Annotated in this window: 18 protein-coding genes and 1 pseudogene; 12 read left to right on the top strand and 7 right to left on the bottom strand. The window is 67.6% G+C overall.

Going from position 1 to position 21,024, the window contains the following annotated elements; all coding sequences use genetic code 11:
* Nucleotides 1-323: 323 nt before the first annotated feature.
* The 3 genes and pseudogenes from K7C20_RS39720 to K7C20_RS36185 all read right to left on the bottom strand — a co-directional run.
* A pseudogene (locus K7C20_RS39720) lies at nt 324-1,125 on the bottom strand (IS701 family transposase); the annotation flags it as partial.
* Nucleotides 1,089-1,367: a hypothetical protein gene (locus K7C20_RS38745; RefSeq protein WP_245171446.1), complete on the bottom strand. Its 279-nt coding sequence runs from the start codon at nt 1,365-1,367 to the stop codon at nt 1,089-1,091. The gene K7C20_RS38745 and the pseudogene K7C20_RS39720, both read right to left, overlap by 37 nt.
* 464 nt (nt 1,368-1,831) lie before the next feature.
* Nucleotides 1,832-2,947, bottom strand: a complete 1,116-nt coding sequence (locus K7C20_RS36185; RefSeq protein WP_030075272.1) for an agmatinase family protein — start codon at nt 2,945-2,947, stop codon at nt 1,832-1,834.
* A gap of 452 nt (nt 2,948-3,399) precedes the next feature.
* Here K7C20_RS36185 and K7C20_RS36180 point away from each other — a divergent pair, with 452 nt between their 5' ends.
* The 4 genes from K7C20_RS36180 (at nt 3,400) to K7C20_RS36165 (ending at nt 8,242) form a co-directional block, all read left to right on the top strand.
* Nucleotides 3,400-4,776 (top strand): IS1380 family transposase, encoded by a 1,377-nt coding sequence (locus K7C20_RS36180; protein WP_030075273.1) that lies wholly within the window; start codon nt 3,400-3,402, stop codon nt 4,774-4,776.
* Between the two features lie 425 nt (nt 4,777-5,201).
* Nucleotides 5,202-5,783 carry a lytic polysaccharide monooxygenase auxiliary activity family 9 protein gene (locus K7C20_RS36175; protein WP_030075274.1) on the top strand — a complete coding sequence of 194 codons (582 nt, stop codon included), beginning with the start codon at nt 5,202-5,204 and terminating at the stop codon, nt 5,781-5,783.
* 478 nt (nt 5,784-6,261) lie between these two features.
* On the top strand, nt 6,262-7,605 hold the full coding sequence (locus K7C20_RS36170; RefSeq protein WP_063781287.1) for an MFS transporter: 1,344 nt from the start codon (nt 6,262-6,264) through the stop codon (nt 7,603-7,605).
* Between the two features lie 355 nt (nt 7,606-7,960).
* Nucleotides 7,961-8,242 carry a hypothetical protein gene (locus K7C20_RS36165; protein ID WP_030075277.1) on the top strand — a complete coding sequence of 94 codons (282 nt, stop codon included), beginning with the start codon at nt 7,961-7,963 and terminating at the stop codon, nt 8,240-8,242.
* A 125-nt stretch (nt 8,243-8,367) separates the two neighbouring features.
* Here the strand turns inward: K7C20_RS36165 and K7C20_RS36160 are convergent, their stop codons facing one another.
* Entirely contained in the window at nt 8,368-9,084 is a 717-nt protein-coding gene (locus K7C20_RS36160; RefSeq protein WP_030075278.1) for a maleylpyruvate isomerase family mycothiol-dependent enzyme, read from the bottom strand.
* 490 nt (nt 9,085-9,574) lie between these two features.
* Here K7C20_RS36160 and sph point away from each other — a divergent pair, with 490 nt between their 5' ends.
* From sph to K7C20_RS36135, 6 genes are all read left to right on the top strand, one after another.
* Nucleotides 9,575-10,534, top strand: a complete 960-nt coding sequence (gene sph, locus K7C20_RS36155) for a sphingomyelin phosphodiesterase (RefSeq protein ID WP_030075280.1) — start codon at nt 9,575-9,577, stop codon at nt 10,532-10,534.
* A 306-nt stretch (nt 10,535-10,840) separates the two neighbouring features.
* Nucleotides 10,841-11,014 carry a CsbD family protein gene (locus K7C20_RS36150; RefSeq protein ID WP_078953342.1) on the top strand — a complete coding sequence of 58 codons (174 nt, stop codon included), beginning with the start codon at nt 10,841-10,843 and terminating at the stop codon, nt 11,012-11,014.
* Nucleotides 11,015-11,494: 480 nt separating this feature from the next.
* Nucleotides 11,495-12,220, top strand: coding sequence for an MFS transporter (locus K7C20_RS38740; protein WP_245171443.1), 726 nt, complete (start codon nt 11,495-11,497; stop codon nt 12,218-12,220).
* Complete coding sequence (locus K7C20_RS38735; RefSeq protein ID WP_245171441.1) at nt 12,175-13,188, top strand: MFS transporter; 1,014 nt, start codon at nt 12,175-12,177, stop codon at nt 13,186-13,188. The genes K7C20_RS38740 and K7C20_RS38735 overlap by 46 nt, the downstream gene beginning before the upstream one ends.
* A 4-nt stretch (nt 13,189-13,192) precedes the next feature.
* The gene (locus K7C20_RS36140) at nt 13,193-15,001 is read left to right on the top strand and encodes a DEAD/DEAH box helicase (protein ID WP_245171439.1); all 1,809 of its coding nucleotides are present in this window, start codon (nt 13,193-13,195) and stop codon (nt 14,999-15,001) included.
* A gap of 3 nt (nt 15,002-15,004) precedes the next feature.
* Nucleotides 15,005-15,565: an SWIM zinc finger family protein gene (locus K7C20_RS36135; protein WP_030075282.1), complete on the top strand. Its 561-nt coding sequence runs from the start codon at nt 15,005-15,007 to the stop codon at nt 15,563-15,565.
* 317 nt (nt 15,566-15,882) lie between these two features.
* Here the strand turns inward: K7C20_RS36135 and K7C20_RS36130 are convergent, their stop codons facing one another.
* The gene (locus K7C20_RS36130) at nt 15,883-16,326 is read right to left on the bottom strand and encodes an ATP-binding protein (protein ID WP_053209682.1); all 444 of its coding nucleotides are present in this window, start codon (nt 16,324-16,326) and stop codon (nt 15,883-15,885) included.
* Nucleotides 16,327-16,790: 464 nt separating this feature from the next.
* Between K7C20_RS36130 and K7C20_RS36125 the strand changes: the two genes are divergently transcribed.
* Entirely contained in the window at nt 16,791-17,318 is a 528-nt protein-coding gene (locus K7C20_RS36125; protein WP_053209625.1) for a hypothetical protein, read from the top strand.
* Between the two features lie 358 nt (nt 17,319-17,676).
* Here the strand turns inward: K7C20_RS36125 and K7C20_RS36120 are convergent, their stop codons facing one another.
* Nucleotides 17,677-18,936 carry an acyl-CoA dehydrogenase family protein gene (locus tag K7C20_RS36120; protein ID WP_048828562.1) on the bottom strand — a complete coding sequence of 420 codons (1,260 nt, stop codon included), beginning with the start codon at nt 18,934-18,936 and terminating at the stop codon, nt 17,677-17,679.
* Between the two features lie 72 nt (nt 18,937-19,008).
* Nucleotides 19,009-20,208 carry a CaiB/BaiF CoA transferase family protein gene (locus K7C20_RS36115; RefSeq protein ID WP_030075286.1) on the bottom strand — a complete coding sequence of 400 codons (1,200 nt, stop codon included), beginning with the start codon at nt 20,206-20,208 and terminating at the stop codon, nt 19,009-19,011.
* A 404-nt stretch (nt 20,209-20,612) separates the two neighbouring features.
* On the opposite strand from K7C20_RS36115, the gene K7C20_RS36110 reads away from it, so the two are divergent.
* Complete coding sequence (locus tag K7C20_RS36110) at nt 20,613-21,020, top strand: YciI family protein (RefSeq protein ID WP_030075288.1); 408 nt, start codon at nt 20,613-20,615, stop codon at nt 21,018-21,020.
* Nucleotides 21,021-21,024: the final 4 nt, after the last annotated feature.

Below are 21,024 nucleotides of genomic sequence, written 5' to 3'. Positions count from 1 at the left end.
CACCGATCGCCAGCAGCCCCCCGGAGCGCGTCCCCCCTCTTTGTCCTCGTCCAGATGCAGGCGTGATCGAGCCGCTGTGAGCGAGGCCGCGTGACCGTCCCAGAAGAAGAGCGGCGATGTGACCGTCCCGGAAGAAGACCTGCTCCCTCGCCTCCCACTTCGCTGAGCCGCTCGACGAGGTCATGGAGCAGGTACCCGTCAAACGCCTGCTCGCGCCGGGTGCCGCCCACGAAGCAGGTCCGGGGCCAGCCAGCCGGCGTCGAAACGAGCACAGCCGGCAGCCCGTGGGCAATCCGCCTGATACTCCAGTGCGGTTTCGTGATCTATCCGGTGGACTCCTCGGAGGACCGTCGTCTGTAGTGGCTGCGACGGGCTGTTGCCTGGTGGCGTCTGCGCCAGTTGGACCAGTGCAGCAGCCTGGTTACGGACACGGCCCGTGGCTTGAAGACGGCGACGAACAGGTGACGGATCGCAAGGACGGTGAGAGCAATCGGGTCACTGATGCGGGCGGGGCGGTGCGGATCGACGGGCTGGCTGGGGGCCGCGTCGGCTGCTATGGCTGCCAGGAAGGCCAGGACAAGCATGGCCAGCGTGACGTGCCGGTGCCATGAGGTCCAGTTCCTGACCTGGTAGTGGTCGAGTCCGACCTGGCCCTTGGCTGCCTGGAAGCATTCTTCGATGCTCCAGCGGACACGGGCGACGCGGACCAGCTCGGACAGGGGCACCTTGGTGGGTGACCAGCGCAGGTGAGAAGGCGAGTTCGCCAGTGGTGCGGTTGCGGCGGATGAGCAGGTGATGGTGGCTGGCGCTGCCGATATGAACCCAGGCCCGGTCGTAGTTGCGCGGGCCCTTTGCACCGCTGCCGGCGCTGTGCCGGCGCCAGGCCGCTTCGGGCAGGCGGTCTGCGAGGGTGTCCGCGCGGATGGAGGTGCGGCCTTGGTTGATGCGGACCCTGGTGGAGCAGGCCACGGCCAGGATGTAGCCGAGACCGGCCTCCTCCAGGTGAATGCGTAGGTGCGGGTCCTGGCCGTAGGCTTCTTCGCCGGTCACCCAGGAAGCGGCGATTCCGGTGTCCAGCGCGGCGGCGATCATCTCGCCGGCAAAGCGGGGCTTGGTCGCGAACTGAGCTCGGCGGCCACGGCCTGCGGGGTCGCGAGCGTGTACAGCTTCTCGGCGGAGACCAGCGTGCCCCGGCCACGCTCCTCGTGCTGCGCCTGCGCCTGGGTATGGGCGGCGGGCACAGTGGCGGCGGTGGCGGCGGTCGGCCCGCTCAGCATCAGGCCGCAGCAGACGGCTACCCCTACTGCTCGGAGGCCGCCGCGGTACCGCGGCGCGGTGTGCGAGGACGGTGAGGCGGAGATGATCATAAGTTCCTCCAAGCGTGACTCGTCTAACATCAGTTCAGCCTCACGCGTTCCGAACTACGACGCACTGGTGCAGGCCTCCGGGTCCTCCTGGCGCCAACCCCCGTTCCCGTTACCGCCTGAAGACGGCCAGCACCCTGCTCTGTTTCGAGAGGTGCAGGTGCAGCTGACCCCTCCAACCCCGCACAGGGTTTCTCCTTGATGCGCCTGCTGCGATCTTGGTGACAACAAGTCCGCCTGTGTGACGACCATCGTGCTTGTGGTTCAGTCCGCCGCGAGATCGCGAAGTCAGACTGGCGCACTAACCTCGGGCTTTCACGAGGCTAGTTGTTCGGGGGAAGGGCCGGAGAGGCGAGGCTGTCTCTGACCTGGGACGATGAACTTGTCTTGGGCCCTGGACGTGGGTTGGGGAGACGCACCCCTCAGGTGAGGAAGCGTATCGGGTTGCTCGCCGTTCAGGGCGACGGCTATGTCTGCTGCCCGGGCGGCGGCCCGGCGACCTCCGGGTCCAGATAGTCGGGACCGGGCAGACCTTTGCGGCGCATTGCGATCCCGGTCAGCGCCTCGAAGATGGCTCGGCGAGCGTTCATGGTGGTGGTGTTGCCGGGATCGAGGTGGGGTGCGACCTCGACGATGTCCATGCCCACAACGGGCGTCTCGTGACAGATTCGTCGGATGGCCGGCAGCAGTTCGCGGTTGGTCAGGCCGGGAGGCTCCGGGGTGCCGGTGCCGGGCGCGAAGGCCGGGTCCAGCACGTCGATGTCCAGCGACACGAACAGATGTTCCGGCCCGTCCAGCGCCTCGTCGATGGCCTGTTGGAGGACCACGTCGAATCCGCGACGGTCGATCTCGGCCATGAAGTGCGCGCGCAGCCCGTGCTCGCGCATCCAGTCGAACAGTTCGTCGTCAGGCGCGATCGCGCTGCGCAGGCCGATCTGGATGAAGTTGCGCCCGGGGACATGCTCGTCCTCGATCAGCCGGCGGATCGGTGTGGCGTGCGAGGTGAGATGGCCGAACAGGTCGTGGGAGCAGTCCGGATGGGCATCGAAGTGGATCACGCCGACCTTGCCCGCCCCGTACACGTCGGCCATAGCCGCGGCGTCCGGCCACAGGATCGAGTGGTCCCCGCCGAGCACGATCGGGATCGCGCCCGTTCCGGCGATCTCGCGGACCAGAGCACGGATCGGTTCCATGGAGTTGTCGATGCTGAACGGGTCCACGGCGGCATCGCCGTAGTCGACTACCGTCAACTCCTCGAACGGTTTGATGCGGGTGCTGGGATTGACCAGCATCTGCGGAGTGTTGGGCAGAATCCGCTCATCGGCCCTGATCGCACGTGGCCCGTAGGCCGCCCCCCGGTGCCCGGTGGACATGTCCACCGGCGCCCCGACGACTGCCACATCGACGTGGCCGGCACGCAGGTCGTCCGGATTGAGGCACAGCGGCAGCCCGAAGAACGTGGCGATCCCGGCGTAAGCCGGTACGAACGCATACCGCTGCAGGTTGATCGGCCCGGGATCGCGCCTCGGGTCGGACGTACGGTCGAGTTCCCACTTCCAGGCATCCGGCGGTACACCTTCCATGAGTGGCTCCTTTCGATCCCGTCCGGACAGCCGCCCGGTACGGATGGCGCCGGGCCGGCCACACAGCCGTCACTCAACCCGACCTGCGGTGATTCGCCGCGAACCTTGGCGAGACAGACCGCAACAGTCAGTCGTTCGGACTGGTGATGGGGGTGGCGCATGGGCTCCCGGCGGACACTCTCCACGCGTTCACCCCGTCGTGCGGGAATCAGGCGGACAGTGGCCGATGGCTGGCGACACGCGAGGAGGTGGGAAAGGGGTGTGCCGTGTGGGCTGGTTCTCCCTGCTCACCGCCCTACGCGCCCAGGAAAGCATCTGCCGTCGGACAGCTCCCGCGCGTTCACATGGCTGGGCGTCCGATGGGTGACCAGAAACGCGAAGAGCGCCCCTAACCTGCAACGGTGGTACTTGCCTTGGGTTCAGGTCGTCACATGGAAAGAAGCACTCCTCCGGTGAAGAAGCGTGTCGGGTACTACCCGTGTGTCCGTACCGAGGGTGGCGGTCGCGGTGTGGTCTCGCAGGCCGGCGGGGTGCTGCTGGTCGAGACGGTCCGCAAGACCGGCCTGGACGGAGCGATATCGGCGGCGCTCGCGCCGTGGCGGCGTCCTCGGGCGGTGCACGATCCGGGCAAGATCCTGCTGGATGTGGCACTCGCGGTCGCGCTGGGCGGAGATTGCCTGGCCGACGTCGGCATGCTGCGGGCCGAGCCGGCCGTGTTCGGGCCGGTGGCCTCCGACCCGACCGTCTCCCGGCTCGTCGATACTCTTGCCGCAGCTGGTCCGAGGGCTCTGACCGCGATCCGGTCGGTCCGGGCCGAAATCCGCGAGCGGGTTTGGAAGCTGGCCGGGACTTCCTCGCCGAACGCAGCAGGCCAGGTGATCGTGGATCTGGACGGGGTTCTGGTAGTCGCGCACTCCGACAAGCAGGACGCGGCGGCGACCTGGAAAAGAACGTACGGACATCATCCGCTGATGGGGTTCGTCGATCACGGCAGTGGTGGAACCGGGGAGCCAGTAGCCGCGCTGTTGCCGCCCGGGAACGCGGGCAGCAACACCGCCGCCGACCACATCACCGCCACCCAGCTCGCCCTGGCCCAGCTCCCCAAGAGGCGCCGGCGCGGGCGGAACACGCTGATCCGTACCGACTCCGGCGGAGGGACACACGAGTTCGTGGCCTGGCTCGCGAAGCGGGGCCGGTGGCTGTCGTACTCGGTGGGGATGACCATCACCGAGGAGCTTCACCAGGCTGTGCTGATGGTCCCACCCTCCGCATGGACGCCCGCTGTCGAACCAGGCGGCGAGGTCCGCGACGGCGCGTGGGTCGCCGAGCTCGATGGAGACTGCCTGACAGGTTGGCCGAAGGGGCTGCGGCTGATCGTCCGCAAGGAACGGCCGCACCCTGGCGCCCAGTTGCGGTTCACCGACGCCGACGGCCTGCGGCTCACCTGTTTCGCAACCAACACCACCAGCGTCCCGATCGCCGCACTCGAACTGCGGCACCGACAGCGGGCACGGGCCGAGGACCGCATCCGGGCCGCCCGCGCCACCGGCCTGCGCAACCTTCCCCTGCACGACACGGCCCAGAACCGGATCTGGCTGGAGATCGTACAGCTCGCACTCGACCTTCTGGCCTGGATGCCTCTGCTCGCCCTGACCGGAAAGCCCCGGCTCTGGGAACCCCGCCGCCTACGACTCCGCCTCTTCTCCGCCGCCGCCCAGCTGATCACCACCGCTCGCCGCCAGCACCTGCGATTCGCCCACCACTGGCCCTGGACCAGCGTCATCACCAGCGCGATGCAGAGACTCGTGGCTCTCCCGAACCCCGGCTGACCAACGGAAACGACCCGTCCCTACGGCCAGCAACACCAACCGGAGACGTGGAACCCGGCGCCCATCCGACGCGACAGCCGGGCCACCACCCTGCCCGCAATCCGCCCGACAAGCCGAAACGCCCACCGGAAGAACCGACGGACCGTCAGGAAATTTCGAGGCTAACAGCCATTCTTTTGGCCCCTGCCCGGCCACCAACAACGCCGCGGCTGGTCCGCCGACGCGCCGACGACAGCAGGGGGCCAGCGGCCGACGGAAACGCCTCGCGCTTGCGCGCAAATACCCCTGGGACCCGCGGCCTGTCCGGTGAATGGGTCCAGGTCGTGTGACCGACTCGGTGGCGCAAGTACATTCAGTAATCCATTGGCTACTCTGCGCACACAAGGCGTCGACGTGGCGCCCCGCTCGTCGCAAAGGAGAGAGCTGTGGAACGAGAAGCGCGACACGGAACGGTGACCAGGCCCAAGTCCAGGGCCCAACTTCACCTCGCGGACTGGCAGGCTGCCGGCCTGGAGGCCGGGAAGTTCTTCCCCGCAACGGAATCCGGCCTCACGGACCCGTACGCGCCGGACGACGTCGCCAACTTCGAGCCGCCCCAGGACGGCCGGATCGCCAGCGCCGGGAAGGACTTCGCCGCAAAGCTCGACGAGCCGGACTCGCAGCAGGACTGGCACAAGCACCCGGTGTCCGCCGGCAAGGCGCTGGACATCACCTGGAACTACCACGCGGAGCACAAGACACGGCGCTGGAACTACTTCCTCACCAAGAGCGGCTGGGACCCGGGAGCGCGCCTGACGCGGGCACAGTTCGACCTGGAGCCGATCGCCACGTACCAGAACAGCGGCCAGCCGTACTGGAGCTCGGAAGACCTCCTCCCGGAGAACCCGACCGTCCACAGCGTCACACTGCCCAGTGACCGCCACGGGTACCACGTGCTCTTGTCGGTGTGGGAAGTCGCCGACACCGGCAACGCCTTCTACCAGGTCATCGACCTCAACATCAGCTGACCCGACACGCAGCCCGAGGCTGGTACCGGCGCCCTGTCACCTTCACCAGTGACGGGGCGCCGTCATTGGCCGATGCGGCTGAGGCCAGGCCCTCGGACGGCTCAGGCCGCTGAACCACAAGGGGAGCCACCATCCCTCGACTCGACTTCGAGTCTCCCTCCTCAAGCATGGCTGAGGTCAGCCGGTAACCACCGGAATCAGCACCACCAGCGCAAGGGGACATCGAGCCGGTGCACATTGGCGTGTCACCCGCCGACCTGACACCGCCCTGCCCGTCATCTCCTCTGAGCCGTCATTTCCTCTGAGCAGCAGAAGCCGCCCTCTGGACGGGAGCGCGTGGGACTGCCAGGGTGAGAGCGTGTTCTTCCCCCGTGCCTAGGCCGACGACGACCGCGGAGCCCAATCGCCGCCGCGGTCGTAGGCATGCCTACTCACCAGAGCGCCCCGATGAAGCGCTCTCTCACGGGAAGAACCCTCGATGGCCTCGTCCTCGTCCCATGCCCCCAGCTATGCCGCCGTGCTGCGTGAACCGCACGTGCTGCGCACCTTCGCCCCGGCACTCGTCGCCCGCTTCTCCTACGGCATCGTCTTCGTCTCACTCGCCGTCGCCCTCACCCAGGCCACCGGGTCCTACGCATGGGCGGGCGGCGCCCTCGCCCTCTTCGGAGCGAGTACCGCCTTCCTGGCACCCCTCCGCGCCCGACTGATCGACCGCCGCGGACCGCGGCGAGTGCTCCCCACCATGGCCGCGGTGTACGCGCTTCTGCTGGCTGCCCTCACTGCCGCAACCTGGCAGGCCGGCGTCCCGAGGTGGCTGCTGATGCTCCTCACGGGTGCGGCGGGAGCCTGCGCGCCGCCGCTCGGGCCCGTCATGCGGGCGACGTGGAGCGCGCTCCTGCCGGACCCTGCGCTGCGTCGGCGGGCCTTCTCGCTGGACACGGTCGCTGAAGAACTCCTTTATGTGAGCGGCCCGTTGGCGGCGGGAGTGTTCATCGCCGTCGGCCACCCGGCGATGGGCGTGGGAGTCAGCGCCGGGCTGCTCTTGAGCGGGACGCTGGTCATGGTGGCATCGCCTGCCATGTGCGCCCCGGCCCCGGGTGTCGCCGCCGGGGCTCGGCATACGGGTGTGTCCCAGGGGTGGTGGAGGGGCTTGCGCGGCAACGCCCTGCTGGAGGCCGTCGTGGTGACGGCCGGCGTCGGCATGTGCCTGGGGGCTCTCAGCCTGTTGCTCGTCGCCTACTCCGAACGGCAGAAGGAGCTGTCCGCTGTCGCGTGGCTCGAGGCCGCACTGGCAGTCGGCAGCGCGGTCGGGGGGCTGGCATACGGGGCACGGGCGTGGCAGGTGCCGGGCCGTATCCGGCTGCCGCTCCTCGCACTGGCACTCGGGCTCGTCCTGTCCGTCGCCGGCATGTCGCCGAACCTGTGGGTGCTCGCGCTCGTGGTGTGCGCCGCCGGGGCGTGTGTGGCGCCCGCGCTGACCACCGCGTACCTCGTCGCTGACGAGTGCGCTGACAGCAGCAGCCGCACCCGCGCCGGTACGTGGGTGAACAGCGCCTTCAACGCCGGGGCGTCGGCAGGAACCGCCCTCACCGGGCTCACGGTGGATCTGCTGCCGCTCTGGTGCTGTTTCGTCGTCGCGACGCTGCCGGCTGTGCTGAGCGGGGTCGCGGTTCTGGCACGTATGCCCCTCCCCCGACCACAGCTGATGGGTCGACGGAAGCCGGATGTCTTGCGCGACGAAGCGGCAAGGGAGTCCCGGAGCGGCGTCGGCCGTACGGAACGCGAGGCCCGCGGAACGTCGGAAGGAGCCGGTTCTGTGTAGCCCTTGCGGACACCCAACCTGTTCCTTGCCGTCCCTCGCCATCATCCCGCCTACGGGGCTGCGGCCTGCTCACCGAGGCGATCGGGGTGCCCGCCGGCAGACCTCCTTCGTCACCGATACCGCGGTGCGGGCGGCGATGCGGACTTGGCGGGGTTGCCCGGGGTCTCCACCCTGCGCATGGATTCCGCGCAAGGCACAGTAGGCGAGGCACGGTAGCCGCGTCGGGCAGGGGTCGTCGGGCGTCGGGCGTCGGGCGACGGGCGACGGGCGACGGGCGACGGGCGACGGGCGACGGGCGACGGGCGACGGGCGAGCTCACTCTCCTCACCACGCCTAATCCAGGGAAGAGCACCACATGACACCACCCATTGACAGGACGACCCTGGAAGGCGAGTTCCGCTCCGACGAATTGCTCACGCTTCCGGAGGCGATGGTCGAAGGCATCGAGCACGCAGCAAGTGTGGACTTCCTCCGCAATGTGGGGCTCCCCGTCCGCGCCAACCCCTGGTTCGACCTGATCGACACATCCAGGCGGGACCTCCAGAAGGTGGGCACCTGCTATGAGTACTTCGCCCTCGACTACCTGGAGAGCCAAGTCCCCGGGGACGGCGGCCGTCCCGGGCCGCTGCCCGGATGAGCCATGCAAGGCATCGGTCCTTTTATGCGGTGGCTCGGGAGAAGGCCGGCGTGCGCGGCTGAGCCGTACCGCGTGGGTACCGGGTAGACACCGTCTCTGCTATTGAGCTGCAAAGGCCGTCGGATTCAGATCCAGTACGGCGCGGTGGGGACCGGGCCGGGCCGGGAAGTCGTAAGGGTGGCCCCGGTGGTGCGGCCGGTGAGCCAGCCGAGGAGGTCGGCCTGGGTGCCCCTGATGGCCGGCCCTCCAGTGCCCAGTTCATGGGTCAGGTCGGTGTCCGTCGCTTCGATGCGCAGAGGGGGGACGCCTTCGCGTCGGCGCTGTGCGTCGACGAGGTCGTTGATGATCAAGCGGGCGGTCGGCGGCGGCACATCGCCGAATTGGTAACCGGCCGACAAGTCGGCATGATGAACTTCGAGTTCGCGCAGGCGGGCAGAGGCCAGGGCCGCCGGCGTACGCAGTTCACCTGTGCGCATGCGGACTTCATAGCTCCACGCCGCGTCCGGCAGGGCGCGTACGGCGTCATCGAAGCGCTCGGCGCTCGCCACGACATCGGCCACCAACTCGCGGACCGGGCGCCGGGCGCCGGCCTCGATCTCCGCGGCCCGTGCGTCCATGCTGGCGTACTGCGGCGTCTCCACACCGGTACGGGCCCAGGTCAGCAGCCGACAGAGACTATCGGCGGCGCACGCCACGTGAGTGATCACATGGCCACGGGTCCACGGCGGCACCAGCGTCTTTCCGCCGACCTCCGTGTCGTTGAGCGCTTTGACGGTCTGCACCAATCGGTCCGTGGACGCGGCGATCGGGACCAGCATCTCGGTCACATGCCTCTCGGTCATACGCATCTCACCCCTCACCGACCTGTCTGATGCGGCGACTCTCACCCACCGAATCCGCAATACGGAAGTTAGAATCCGCATAGCGATAGTATCGTGGATGCTAGACCGCCCCCTCAAGGGCGTCAACCGACCCCTGAGGTGCGCACCGCATCCCTCAGCGCAGTCGGAAGAGGCGCCAGGGCCTGTCCGCCCTAAGGCAGTGGCGAGGAAGACACCATGTCACCAGTGCCACGGTCCATGCGGGGTAGAGGCAGAGCGGGTGGCGCACAAGAGGTATCCCTGCCGATTTCCGGCCCTACGGGGATCCGCTCCCAGTCGACTGCAGCAACCCCGGCACGAGGTGTTCGCATCGTCAGCCGGACGAGTCCCAGGTTCTGGGTGGATCGGGTGCCACAACCCACTGCACTTTGAGTGAAGCTTGCTCATGACGCGTCCTGGCCAGCGGGCCAGTGTGTCCGGAGTACATACCTGTCACCCCGAGGGGACTCGCATGAAACTCCGCGTCACCGCCCTGCTCGTGGTCTCGGCCGTCCTGGCCGGCGCCACATCGGTCCCGGCAAGTGCTGTAGCACCGGGAAGCGAAGCCACAGGGAGTGTTCCTCAACTCAAGGTGCTCACCACGAACACCATGTTGTTGCCTTCCTTCATCACTGATGGCTGGGCACAGGATGAGCGAGGTGCGCTCATCGGCTCGGCCCCGTATGTCGCCGGCAACGACGTTGTCGTATTCCAAGAGCTCTTCGACGACAGTGCCTCCGACATCCTGATGGCGCGCCTGAAGGGCTATCCCTACAGAACTCCTGTGGTGGGCCGGTCGGAGAATGGCTGGCATCAGACCCTCGGCGACTACTCGTCCCTGCCGTATGAGGACGGTGGCGTCGCCATCGCCAGCCGGTGGCCCATCACGCGCCAGATCCAGTACATATATGACGACGCCTGCGGCGCGGACTCTTTGTCCGAGAAGGGAGTCGCCTACGCCCGGCTCAAGGTGAACGGCGCGCCCGTGCATGTGCTCGGTACCCATCTACAGGCAGACGATGACGGGTGTGACGACGGTGAGGCAGCCCGGACACGCACATCCCAGCTCAAGGAGATGCGCCATTTCGTCGACGGCCTCAAGATTCCCGCGGGCGAGCCAGTCATCTTCGCCGGGGATATGAACATCGACCGCTACGGTCGTGAGTACGCAGGACTTCTGAGCAGCCTCGGTGCCGCGGCACCACGCTATGAGGGCCATCCGTACACGAGCGATCCCGCGACCAACGCCCTGACGAGGGAGCGGTACCCCGACTCTCCGCGGGAATGGCTCGACTATGTCCTGTACGACAACAGGCACGCGCGGCCGGCCGCCTGGCGCAACACGGGCCAGGCCGTCTCGTCGCCGCGCTGGGAACTCGACGGCACGACCTACACCCGCTATTCGGATCACTACCCGGTACTGGGCTCCTAGCCATAGCCTGCCCGCTAGAACACCTCGGGGGCGGGAGTCCCGAACAGAAACTCTCTTCAACTATCTTCACGCCCGATGCTCATCAACCACTCGAGGACGCACCGTCGCACCTCCCCCGTCGATCAGAACTGACAGGATTCATCCGCCGCACAACGGATACAAGCACGGATACGACGGTCCGGGGCCTGGTCAGCAGAGAAATCCTCCCGCCTGCTGCGCCCCGGGCCGCCCACCGAACTTCCTGTTGTTTCCCAGGATTTCACCGGGGCACGAGAGCGGTCAGACCACCTACGAAAGGACCTCACGATGAGTGCCGACGAAAAGGCCAAGGCCAAGACCGAGCAGATCGCCGGGAAGGCAGAGAAGGCTGCGGGCCGAGCCGTGGGGAATGAGCGTATGGAAGCCGAAGGATCGGCCAAAGAGTCCAAGGGCGATCTGCGGGGCGCCAAGGAGAAGGCCAAGGACGCCTTCAAGGACTGATACCTGTGACTCGCATCTGTGACCTCTGTGATTGATATCTGTCACGCATGATGTGCGCGGAGCCGCTATCCCCCGGTTGCGGTTCCGCGCACGTCATGTCTGCCGGAAGTCACCAGGGCTGGCAGCCTCGCGATCAACCTGTGCGAGCGGCGGGCCACACGAACATTGCGGCCGGCCTCCGGAGATGTCCTACGAGCCCTTCAGCCGGCCGCGGACCTCCTCGACCTCGCCTGGCCTGGCGCCTGCACAGTCCAAGGATTCACATGACTTTGCAAAAGCCCTGCCTCAGCAGGTCGGATGATGTGCGAGGTCAAACAACAAGCTCAGCAATTGACAGGGGCGTGAAGATATGCCCCGGAGATTCACTGAAGTCAGCAGTTGGTTCGCAGGAACTCGGAATTGACAGGGGTGTGCGGATATGCCCTCGGTGACTCGCCAAAACCAGCAGTCAGTTCACGGACACTCAGAATTGACAGGGGCGTGACGATTGCCTACGGTCCCGTCGCGTCAGGTTTTTACCGATCGCACCCGAGGGTATTCATGACCACGTCCCCAACGTTGCCGAAGTTCAGGCAGCAGTTAATCCTTGCCGTTCTCATGGTGTGCTCGCTGCTGATCTGGCTGGACAACACCGTCCTGAGTACCACCCTGGAGACCCTCGCAGACCCGGTCCGTGGACTGGATGCCGGCCCGGCCGAGCTTCAATGGGCCACCGGCTCGTACACTCTGGCCTTCGCCACCTTGATGTTCACCGCAGGCGCACTGGGCGATCGCTTCGGTCACCGCACTGTGCTCGCCATTGGATTGGTGGTCTTCGCCGGATCCTCGGTGTGGGCGGCGTACGCAAGCGACGCAGGCCAACTGATTGCCGCTCGAGCCGCGATGGGCGTAGGCAGCGCGCTGATCATGCCCGCCAACTTGGCCACCCTCATGTGGACCTTCACCGGCCCCGCACGGGCAACCGCGATCGCCATTTCCTCGACATCCGCCGGCGTCGGAATGGCTGTCGGCCCGGTGTTGGCAGGGTTGCTTCTCGACCATTTCTGGTGGGGCTCGGTCTTTCTGGTCAATGTCCCGGTCGTGGCGCTGGCGTTGGCCGGGATCGCGATGCTCGTCCGAATTTCCGTAGCCCCGTCCTGCGGCCGTTGGACCCGGCTGGGATGTTGCTGTCGATCAGCGGGCTCGCGGCGTTGGCCTACGGGCTGATCCGTGCGGGGCAGGTGGCCGCCTGGAGCCGTACGGATGTCTGGGCGCCGCTCGCGGTCGGACTGGTCCTGCTGGCCGCTTTCGTACTCGTCGAGCTGCGAATCAGGGTGCCCAGCTTCGATCCCCGACTGCTCGCGCAACGTACCTTCGGTGGCGGCAACGCAGCGCTCGGATTGCTCCTCTTCGCCGTGGCCGCCGTCACCTTCTACAACGCGTTCTACCTACAGGGCGCACGCGGCTTTTCGCCGATCGAGGCGGGCTTGGCCAGTCTCCCGACCGCGCTCGGTGCGATCCTGGGGGCGCCCCTTGGCGCGCGTCTCGTTCACCGCTGGTCGCTACGACCCGTCAGCGCACCAGCTCTCACCGTGGCGGCGCTGACCATGGGCGCGTACGGGCTCCTCGGGCTGCACACCCCGCTCATCTGGATCGAGCTCCTGTTGTGGGTTCAGGGCCTCTCCGTCGGCATGGTGCTCGGCCCAGTGACGGCGGCATTGATCAGCTCCCTGCCGCTGGAACGGGCCGGCGCCGGGTCGGCCGTCACCAACACCGTGCGACAGACCGGCAGCGTGATCGGGATCGCAGTTGGCGGCACGATCATGTCGATCGTGTATCGGCGCGCGATCGAACCCTCGCTGAGCGATGCACCCGGGCCGGTGCAGGACCGGGCGCGGGTTTCCGCCGAACAGGCCCGGCATGCCGCCACCGCGATCCACCGGCCCACGCTTGCGCACGCTGCCGATGATGCGTTTGTTCACGCTATGCACGTCGGCGCGGTCTGGATCATGCTCATCGCACTCTTCGGAGCAGCTGTGCTGGTGATTGCCTTGCGTCCTGTCGGAAAGCCCACAGGGCTGGTGCAGGAGCCGGACTACGATCGAGAAGGCAGCCGCTCCGTGGCTGGGGCGGCCCCCCATTCCGGGGCCGGTAACCAACCCGCTTATCAGGGCGATGACGTGGGCGGCCACTGACACCATGGGAATCGGGCAAAAACCTCCTGGTGTCCTGCTTGACAGTCAGGCCAGTCAGGCCACGTACCTACCCGACCGTCATATGTTTGCCTTGTGGTCCTGGTCCGGCCGCGCCGCGGGGGCTGCCCCGCCGGTCGGTGATGTCGAGACCGTTGCCTTGGTTGTCCCGACGTCAGAGCGTGGCGGGTTTGAGGTGTCGGACGTCGACTGCGCGCTGATCGAGCCGGACAGGCTCGCCGGCGTGCCCCTCGACTCACCCGGTCGGTCGGGGGATGTCTGGCGGGCGTGGATTGCGGGCGGCGGTTCGGCCCTGCCGATCGCAGCGCATGCCGTTCCCGATGCCACCGGTGTCGCCGTGACGTCGGCGGAGCATGCCGTGGCCGTCTTCCGTCACACCAATGCCGTTGCCACCGAAATGCGCACAGCGCTGACCGCCAAGCTGCGGCCCTATCAGGTTCGCGGTGTGAGTTGGCTGCGCGAGACCGTCGACGCACACGGCGGCGCGGTGCTTGCCGACGAAATGGGGCTCGGTAAGACGCTACAGGCCATCGGCTATATCGCCGGGCGCGCCGAGGAGGGGCCACAGCTGGTGGTGTGTCCCACGTCTCTGGTCGGTAACTGGGCACACGAAATCGCGCGGTTCGCACCTGACCTGCGGACGACAATCTGGCGTGGCGGGCCGCTGAAAGCGGTAGACAGCGGGACGGTGGTGCTCACCGGCTACCCGACGCTACGCATACACAGCCCTCTCTTGATGGAGCATCATTGGGTGACTGCGGTTTTCGATGAGGCGCAGGTGCTGAAGAACCCTCGCACGCAGGTCTCGAAGGCCGCGCGAACGATTGCGGCCGACGCTCGAATCGCCTTGACCGGCACGCCTGTCGAGAACCACCTCGAGGAGCTTTGGGCGCTGCTCAACCTGGTCGCACCGCAACTGTTCGGGCACAAGACGCAGTTCCGTCGTCGCTTTGTCCGGCCGATCGCGGACGGCTCCCTCGCCGCCGCTGCCCGACTGCGCGGGGCCATCGAGCCGATCGTGTTGATGCGGAAGAAGTCCCAGGTCGCAGGCTCGCTCCCACCCAAGATCCACGCCGACCTGATCTGCGACCTCACCGAGGAACAGCAGCAGTTGTACGACCAGCTGCTGGAGCAGGCGATCGACGACGGCTTCGGCAGCGGCGCACAGCGCCGTACCAAGGTGTTGGCGGCCCTCACCGCACTCAAACAGGTCTGCAACCACCCGGGCCTGATCACCGGGGACCTCGGTGAGCTGTCAGGGAGGTCGGGGAAGCTCGACCTCTGCACCGACATTGTGGCCAACAATCTCAAAATCGGCTCTCCAACCCTCATTTTCACCCAGTACCGGCAGACCGGTGAGCTGCTGGTGCGACACTGCGGCGAACAATTCGGTGAGTGTGTGCCGTTCTTCCATGGCGGCTTGAACCAGGAACAACGGGCCGACATCGTCAACCGGTTCCAGGCCGGCAACGGCCCGAAAGTGCTGGTGCTCAGCCTGAAAGCTGGGGGCACCGGGCTCACTCTCACCCGCGCAGCCGACGTCATTCACTTCGACCGATGGTGGAATCCGGCCGTGGAAGCACAGGCCTCCGATCGAGTCCATCGGATCGGTCAGACCCGCACCGTCACCGTCACCACTCTGACCACGGGAACCACCGTCGAGGAGCACATCGCGGCCATGCACTCGCGCAAATCCACGCTCTCCGATATCACCGATACGTCTGGTGTCGCCGAATTGGCCCGCTTGGATGACGACCGCCTCATTGCGATCCTGCGCCGGAAGCGAGACAGCTGACTTATGGCAGACAACGATTTCGGTTACACCGTGTGGGGGAAGGACTGGGTTCGGCTCGCCGAGTCGCTGCGTCAGACCCGCCCCGATCCACAGTTGCCGCGCGCCCGCAGAATCGCACGCGACGGGGGAGTGCAGGTCACGATCGACGGCCGGATCGTGCACGCCGTCATACACCGCGGTCGCCACGCTTCGGTGGCCAACATCGAGGTTGCACCCATGTCCCGGGAGGCGATAGTCGCGATCTCCCGCCAGCTATGCGGCGTTCGGCCTGCCCTCACCGACGAGCTGTATCGCGCGATTACCGAAGCGGGCCACCCGCCTGCACCGACACTCGTCGGGGTCGACTGCTCCTGCTCAGCTGACTCCCCGCGATGTATCCACGTGCTGGCCGTCTACTACGAAATGGCACGACGCGTCGATGACGATCCCCGCATTGCTCTCGATATCCAGGACTTCTTCCGCGCCTCATCGGACGGTAGTGAAGCATCCACCGCAGTCACACCCCAGCGGTGGGTCGCGCTCAATGCCCTGAATCCGGCCGACTACTTCATGGTGTCCACGTAGTCGGCCCATACGGCCCATGTCAACGACTGTTCCGCGGGCAACCATCGGCAGGGTTTCCCGCGTGCCATCGTGTGCCGCAGCGGACGGCCCCGTCTGCTTCGTCGACGAGAACTGTCGCCCCTCCTTGCCGTTGGCGTTTTGCTGGCTGTGAAGCACCGCAGCGGGAGCGAGGATCATGCCCTGCGCCCCGGACGACCACCAGTTCGGGCGCAACGGAGCCTGTACGGGTCCCAGCCCGGCTCCCGGCCCGTGTGCCCTTCCCGGGGGAGACGGTGCTCCGCCCGAAGGGGGAGACGGTGCTCAGACGGTTTCCGCTATCAGCGGCAGCCGGTGGCGCTGCGGTGCCGGGGGATCAGTGCGCTGACCGTCTTACCGCCGGCCTCGTCCGTGACGGCCACCGCATCGGCCAGCTGGCAGACCATCGACCAGCCGAACCCGCCTCCCTCACCGAGGACATCGGGAGTACGCGGTTGGGGCAGCAAGTGGCTGGCGTCGCTCACGGCGACAGCGATCGCCTCGGGGCAGGCCGACAGATGCAGGGAGCAGGATGGACCGCCGGCGTGACGCACCGCATTGGTGACGAGTTCCGAGACGACCAGGAGCACGGCATCGATGGCCTCTTGCTGCACGGCCGGCTCCAGTCCCCGCAGGAACTCGTCGGCAAGATGCCGCGCGCGCCCGGCAGTCTCGGGGCAGTTCCCCAGGTCGACGTGGAGCGCGGATGGCACGGTGAGTGTCCGCGCGGCCTCGATGGTGCTCATGAAGCTCACCTCGTCATGCCTCGTCGGTTGTGTACGTGGCCCAAGAGCGTGCCCCGAGAACCAGCCGTGAATCCCACGGTCTTCGCCCCGGCGGCCCCGCGCGCCCCTTGGGGTCAGGAAGCCGGCGGGCCGCCGTGGGAGGGGCTGCGTGGATGGTCCTCCGCCACCGGGGCCCCCGCCGCCGGGGCCCCGCCATCCACCTCCTGGAGTCCTATCGCGGCTGATTCCCCTGACGGACCGGTGGGCGGCGGCCCCCGGCGTCGGTGCGTGGCTCCCGGCATCCGACGCACCGGGCGCCGGGCGAGGCATGGTCGGCGGTAGCCGGGACAGACGCAGTGCAACGGCACCAGAGACTGCGGTGCGCGCCCGGAGCACCCATCCGGCGTCCACCGCTCCGCAGGAGGGAGCCCCCCCCCATGAAGGACAGTGCATCCCGTCAGGCTGATGACGGCGAGACTGGCCCTATGCCCTTCGTCGTCGACGCCGTGGACGAGAAGCTGGACGAAGGGGAGAAGGAGGGCATGGGGCTGCCTCACCCCGGATACACCTCACCGGACTTCAGCTCGCCCGGTTCCCTTCCCTCTCCCTCGTCCGCCGGGCAGGGAAGCGGACACGGCGCGGCCGACCCCGCGGGTGGCGCTGGCAATACGGGCGGTACAGCCGGTACGGGCGGTACAGATGGAGCGGGCAGTACGGACGGTGCGGGCAGTACGGGCGGAGCTGGCGGAGCAGGCGGGGAGACGGCGTCCGAGGCTCCGGATCAGCGGGTACCCGCCGGTGACGCTGCGGACGAGGATGCCGTCCCGGGTTTCTCCGCACCGGAGTTCACCAGTCCGGGCTTCGACAGCCCGGACATCCCCACGGGTCCGCAGCTCGGGGAGACGGAGACCGGGCGGAGGATGCGGGCGGAGCAGCAGGGCGAGGACGCCGTTACGCCCGTGCCGCTTCCGGAGGCACACCGTCCGCCGCAGCTGCCTCCGCGCCGGGGCTGAGCCGCGCACCGGCTCACGGCGCCGTCGGCCTGCTGCGTGGTCCGGAACCGGAAGACCATCGCATCGAGCGCCAGTAACCGGGGCAGCTCACAGCGGGACCGCCTCGTCGCGACTGTTCGGTTCGTCGCCTGTGGCTACGCCTCGCCCTCAGGGAACTACGGCTGTACAGCCGTCGAGTACCCCTGTCCTGTCCTGTCCTACCCTGTCCTGTCCTACCCTGTCCTGTCCTGGCCTGGCCTGGCCTGTCCTACCCTGTCCTGGCCTGGCCTGTCCTGTCCTGGCCTGGCCTGGCTTGTCCGCAACTGTTGGTCAAGCGTGGAGCACCAGGTCGTAGCCGGCCTTCAGGCAGCCACGCCGTTCAGGCGTCGAGGCCTCCGCGCTTGACGAGCTGCCTCGCGATGATGTTGCGCTGGATTTCGTTGGTCCCTTCGCCGACGATCATCAGGGGGGCGTCGCGGAAGTAGCGCTCGACGTCGAAGTCGGTGGAATAGCCGTAACCGCCGTGGATGCGCACGGCGTTGAGGGCGATGGTCATGGCGGTCTCGGAGGCGAAGAGCTTGGCCATGCCGGCCTCCATGTCCACACGACGCCCGGCTTCGGCCTCCCTGGCGGCGTGGAGGGTGAGCTGACGAGCGGCGGTCAGCGACGTGGCCATGTCGGCGAGGTAGTTGCCGATCGACTGGTGCTTCCAGATCGGCTCGCCGAAGGACTCGCGTTCCTGGGCGTAGGCGAGGGCGTCCTCGAACGCGGCCCGGCCGACGCCCAGTGCGCGGGCGGCGACTTGGAGCCGTCCGGTCTCCAGGCCCTTCATCATTTGTGCGAAGCCCTTTCCCTCGACCCCGCCGAGTACGGCGTCGGCCGGCGCCCGGTAGCCGTCGAACGACAACTCGCAGCTCTCCACGCCCTTGTAGCCGAGCTTGGGCAAGTCGCGGGAGACCGTCAAACCGGGTCCATGCTCAACGAGCAGGATCGAGATGCCCTTGTGGGCGGGCTCGGCCTCCGGGTCGGTCTTGCACAGCAGGGCGATCAGCCCGGACCGCCGGGAGTTGGTGATCCATGTCTTCGACCCGTTGACCACATATCCTCCTCCCCCACGCTCGGCTTCGCTCGCGCGGGAGGTGCCCCCGATGTCCCCGATGCCCCCAGTGCCCCCAGTGCCCTCAGTGCCCTCAGTGCCCCCACCGTCCTTACGGGCGACGGTGCGGATGGCCTGTAGGTCCGAGCCGCCGCCCGGTTCGGTCAGGGCCATGGTCGCCCGGGTCTCGCCAGTGGCCATCCGGGGCAGGTAGCGCCGTTTCTGGTCCTCGGTGCCGAAGTCCAGCAGCAGCTTGGCGACCACGGTGTGGCCGCCCATCGCGCCGGCCAGGCTCATCCAGCCGCGGGAGAGTTCCTCGGTGATCAGGACGTAACAGGGGGCGGAGACCGGAGTGCCGCCGTACTCCTCGGGGATGACGAGGCCGAAGATGCCGAGTTGTTTCATCTGCTCGATCAGGGCCTCGGGGTAGGTGTTGGCGTGCTCCAGCTCTCGGACGACGGGCTTCACCTCCTGATCGACGAAGTCGTGCACCGTCCTGACGACGAGCTGCTCGTCCTCGGACAGGATGTCGAGGGTGCTCATGGGGTAACGCTCCTTGGGGAAGGGGCGGAGACCTGGTTGGCGTTGCTACCGCTATGTCGCAGGGCGGGCGGGTCAGATGACGTGGTCGGTCCTCATGCGGTCGATGTCGACCGTGCTGTAGCCGAGCTCGGCCAGGATGTCCCCGGTGTGCTCCCCCGCTGCAGGGACGGCGTCCATGCGCGGGACCGTGCCGGCCAGGTCGGCCGGCGGCAGCAGGGCGGCCACGACCGCTCCCCCGGGAATCCGTACGTCGCGCCAGCGGTCCCGGGCGCTGAGCTGGGGATGGGCCAGGAATTCGTCGATGTCGTTGACCCCGGCATTGGCGATGCCTGCATCGTCCAGCAATTTCATTGCTTCGCCGCTGTCGCACTCGCCGAACCGCTCGGCCACGATCGCGTTGAGTTCCTCGCGGTGGGCCACACGGTCGGAGCCGGTGGCGAAGCGCGGGTCTTCGACGAGCCCGGGCAGGTCCAGGAACTGCTCGCACAGGGCTGTCCATTCGCGCTCGTTCTGGATGGAGAACAGCACGTCCTTGCCGTCGGCAGCGGTGTAGGCGCCATACGGCGCGATGGTCGCGTGCTGAGTGCCGATGCGCGGGGGCTGGGTGCCGCCGTAACGGGTGTAGTAGGCGGGCTGATTCATCCACTCGGCCAGCGCCTCGAACAGTGAGACCTCCACAGCACGGGCCACACCCGTGGTCGCCCGCGTGAACAGCGCGGTGAGGATGCCCGAGTAGGCGTACATGCCGGCCGCGATGTCGGCGACCGACACACCCGCCCGCGCCGAGCCGTGCTCGTTCCCCGTCAGCGAGACCAGCCCGGTCTGGCACTGCACCAGCAGGTCGTACGCCTTGCGGTCGGCCCACGGCCCGCTGGACCCATAACCCGAGATGGCGCACGGGATCAGCGACGGGAAGCGCTCGGCGAGCGCCTCGGCGCCCAGGCCCATCCTGGCAGCCGCGCCCGGGGCCAGGTTCTGTACGAATACGTCGGCCCCGCTCAGAAGCTCCTCCAGGACCCTCCGTCCGCGGTCCGACTTCAGGTCGAGCGTCACGGATTCCTTCGACCGGTTGAGCCACACGAAGTAGCTGGACTCGCCGTGCACCGTGGTGTCGTACCGGCGGGCGAAGTCGCCCCCGTCCGGACGTTCCACCTTGATGACACGCGCGCCGAGATCGGCGAGTTGGCGGGTGGCGAAGGGAGCCGCCACCGCCTGCTCGACGCTGACGACGGTGATGCCGGAAAGCGGCAGTTCTTCGGGGAGCTCGGTCATGGGGTGACCTCCAGGAGCGTGCGGGTCCCACAGCGGGTCTGCCATCATGAATGCTCATGACAGCGGTGACGACATAGCACTGTGCAATGTGCCCTGCGCGCGTCGGACGGCAGTGACAGGAAGGCCCAGCTCACCGCCCCCCGGCAGGCCACGACGACACGTACCGGGGACGCACGCGGAGCCTCGCCCTGCTTCAGTTGCCTGATCGCCACTGGTCCCGGAAGACCACGATCCGTCCCGCCCTCGTCACATATCGTGGCCCCGGGCGCCACGAGACGGCTCACCCAGGCTCATTGTCGGGAGCCCGAAAAAAATCCGTCGGTGATGTCGAGAACCCGCGTCTGGCTCCGTCCCCGTAGTGAACGCGACCACAATGGGTCGCACCAGTACCGAGGAGAACCACGATGGCCAAGTACTTGCTGCTCAAGCACTACCGCGGCGCCCCGGCTGCGGTCAACGACGTGCCCATGGACCAGTGGACGCCGGAGGAGATCTCGGCGCATGTGCAGTACATGCAGGACTTCGCGTCCCGGCTGGAGGGGACCGGCGAGTTCGTCGACGGTCAGGCGCTCGCTCCCGAGGGGAGGTGGGTCCGGTACGACGGCGAGGGTCGCCCGCCGGTCACCGACGGCCCGTTCGCCGAGACCAAGGACCTCATCGCCGGCTGGATGGTGATCGACGTCGACAGCTACGAGCGCGCCGTCGAGCTGGCCGGGGAGCTGTCGGCGGCCCCTGGGGCGGGCGGGAAGCCGATCCACGAGTGGCTCGAGGTGCGCCCGTTCCTGGGCATGCAGTGCACCGTCACAGAGTGAGCTC

It is taken from the genome of Streptomyces decoyicus, from assembly GCF_019880305.1.
Lineage (GTDB): Bacteria > Actinomycetota > Actinomycetes > Streptomycetales > Streptomycetaceae > Streptomyces > Streptomyces decoyicus.
The sequence above is the reverse complement of the archived record's forward strand: the minus strand, read 5'-3'. Positions and strand labels throughout refer to the sequence as shown.

Coding starts and splice junctions, on each gene's coding strand:
- K7C20_RS38745 (WP_245171446.1), bottom strand. CDS start 1,367: ATGATCATCTCCGCCTCACCGTCCTCGCACACCGCGCCGCGGTACCGC.
- K7C20_RS36185 (WP_030075272.1), bottom strand. CDS start 2,947: ATGGAAGGTGTACCGCCGGATGCCTGGAAGTGGGAACTCGACCGTACG.
- K7C20_RS36170 (WP_063781287.1), top strand. CDS start 6,262: ATGGCCTCGTCCTCGTCCCATGCCCCCAGCTATGCCGCCGTGCTGCGT.
- K7C20_RS36165 (WP_030075277.1), top strand. CDS start 7,961: ATGACACCACCCATTGACAGGACGACCCTGGAAGGCGAGTTCCGCTCC.
- K7C20_RS36160 (WP_030075278.1), bottom strand. CDS start 9,084: ATGACCGAGAGGCATGTGACCGAGATGCTGGTCCCGATCGCCGCGTCC.
- sph (WP_030075280.1), top strand. CDS start 9,575: ATGAAACTCCGCGTCACCGCCCTGCTCGTGGTCTCGGCCGTCCTGGCC.
- K7C20_RS36150 (WP_078953342.1), top strand. CDS start 10,841: ATGAGTGCCGACGAAAAGGCCAAGGCCAAGACCGAGCAGATCGCCGGG.
- K7C20_RS38735 (WP_245171441.1), top strand. CDS start 12,175: ATGTTGCTGTCGATCAGCGGGCTCGCGGCGTTGGCCTACGGGCTGATC.
- K7C20_RS36140 (WP_245171439.1), top strand. CDS start 13,193: ATGGGAATCGGGCAAAAACCTCCTGGTGTCCTGCTTGACAGTCAGGCC.
- K7C20_RS36135 (WP_030075282.1), top strand. CDS start 15,005: ATGGCAGACAACGATTTCGGTTACACCGTGTGGGGGAAGGACTGGGTT.
- K7C20_RS36130 (WP_053209682.1), bottom strand. CDS start 16,326: ATGAGCACCATCGAGGCCGCGCGGACACTCACCGTGCCATCCGCGCTC.
- K7C20_RS36125 (WP_053209625.1), top strand. CDS start 16,791: ATGCCCTTCGTCGTCGACGCCGTGGACGAGAAGCTGGACGAAGGGGAG.
- K7C20_RS36120 (WP_048828562.1), bottom strand. CDS start 18,936: ATGAGCACCCTCGACATCCTGTCCGAGGACGAGCAGCTCGTCGTCAGG.
- K7C20_RS36115 (WP_030075286.1), bottom strand. CDS start 20,208: ATGACCGAGCTCCCCGAAGAACTGCCGCTTTCCGGCATCACCGTCGTC.
- K7C20_RS36110 (WP_030075288.1), top strand. CDS start 20,613: ATGGCCAAGTACTTGCTGCTCAAGCACTACCGCGGCGCCCCGGCTGCG.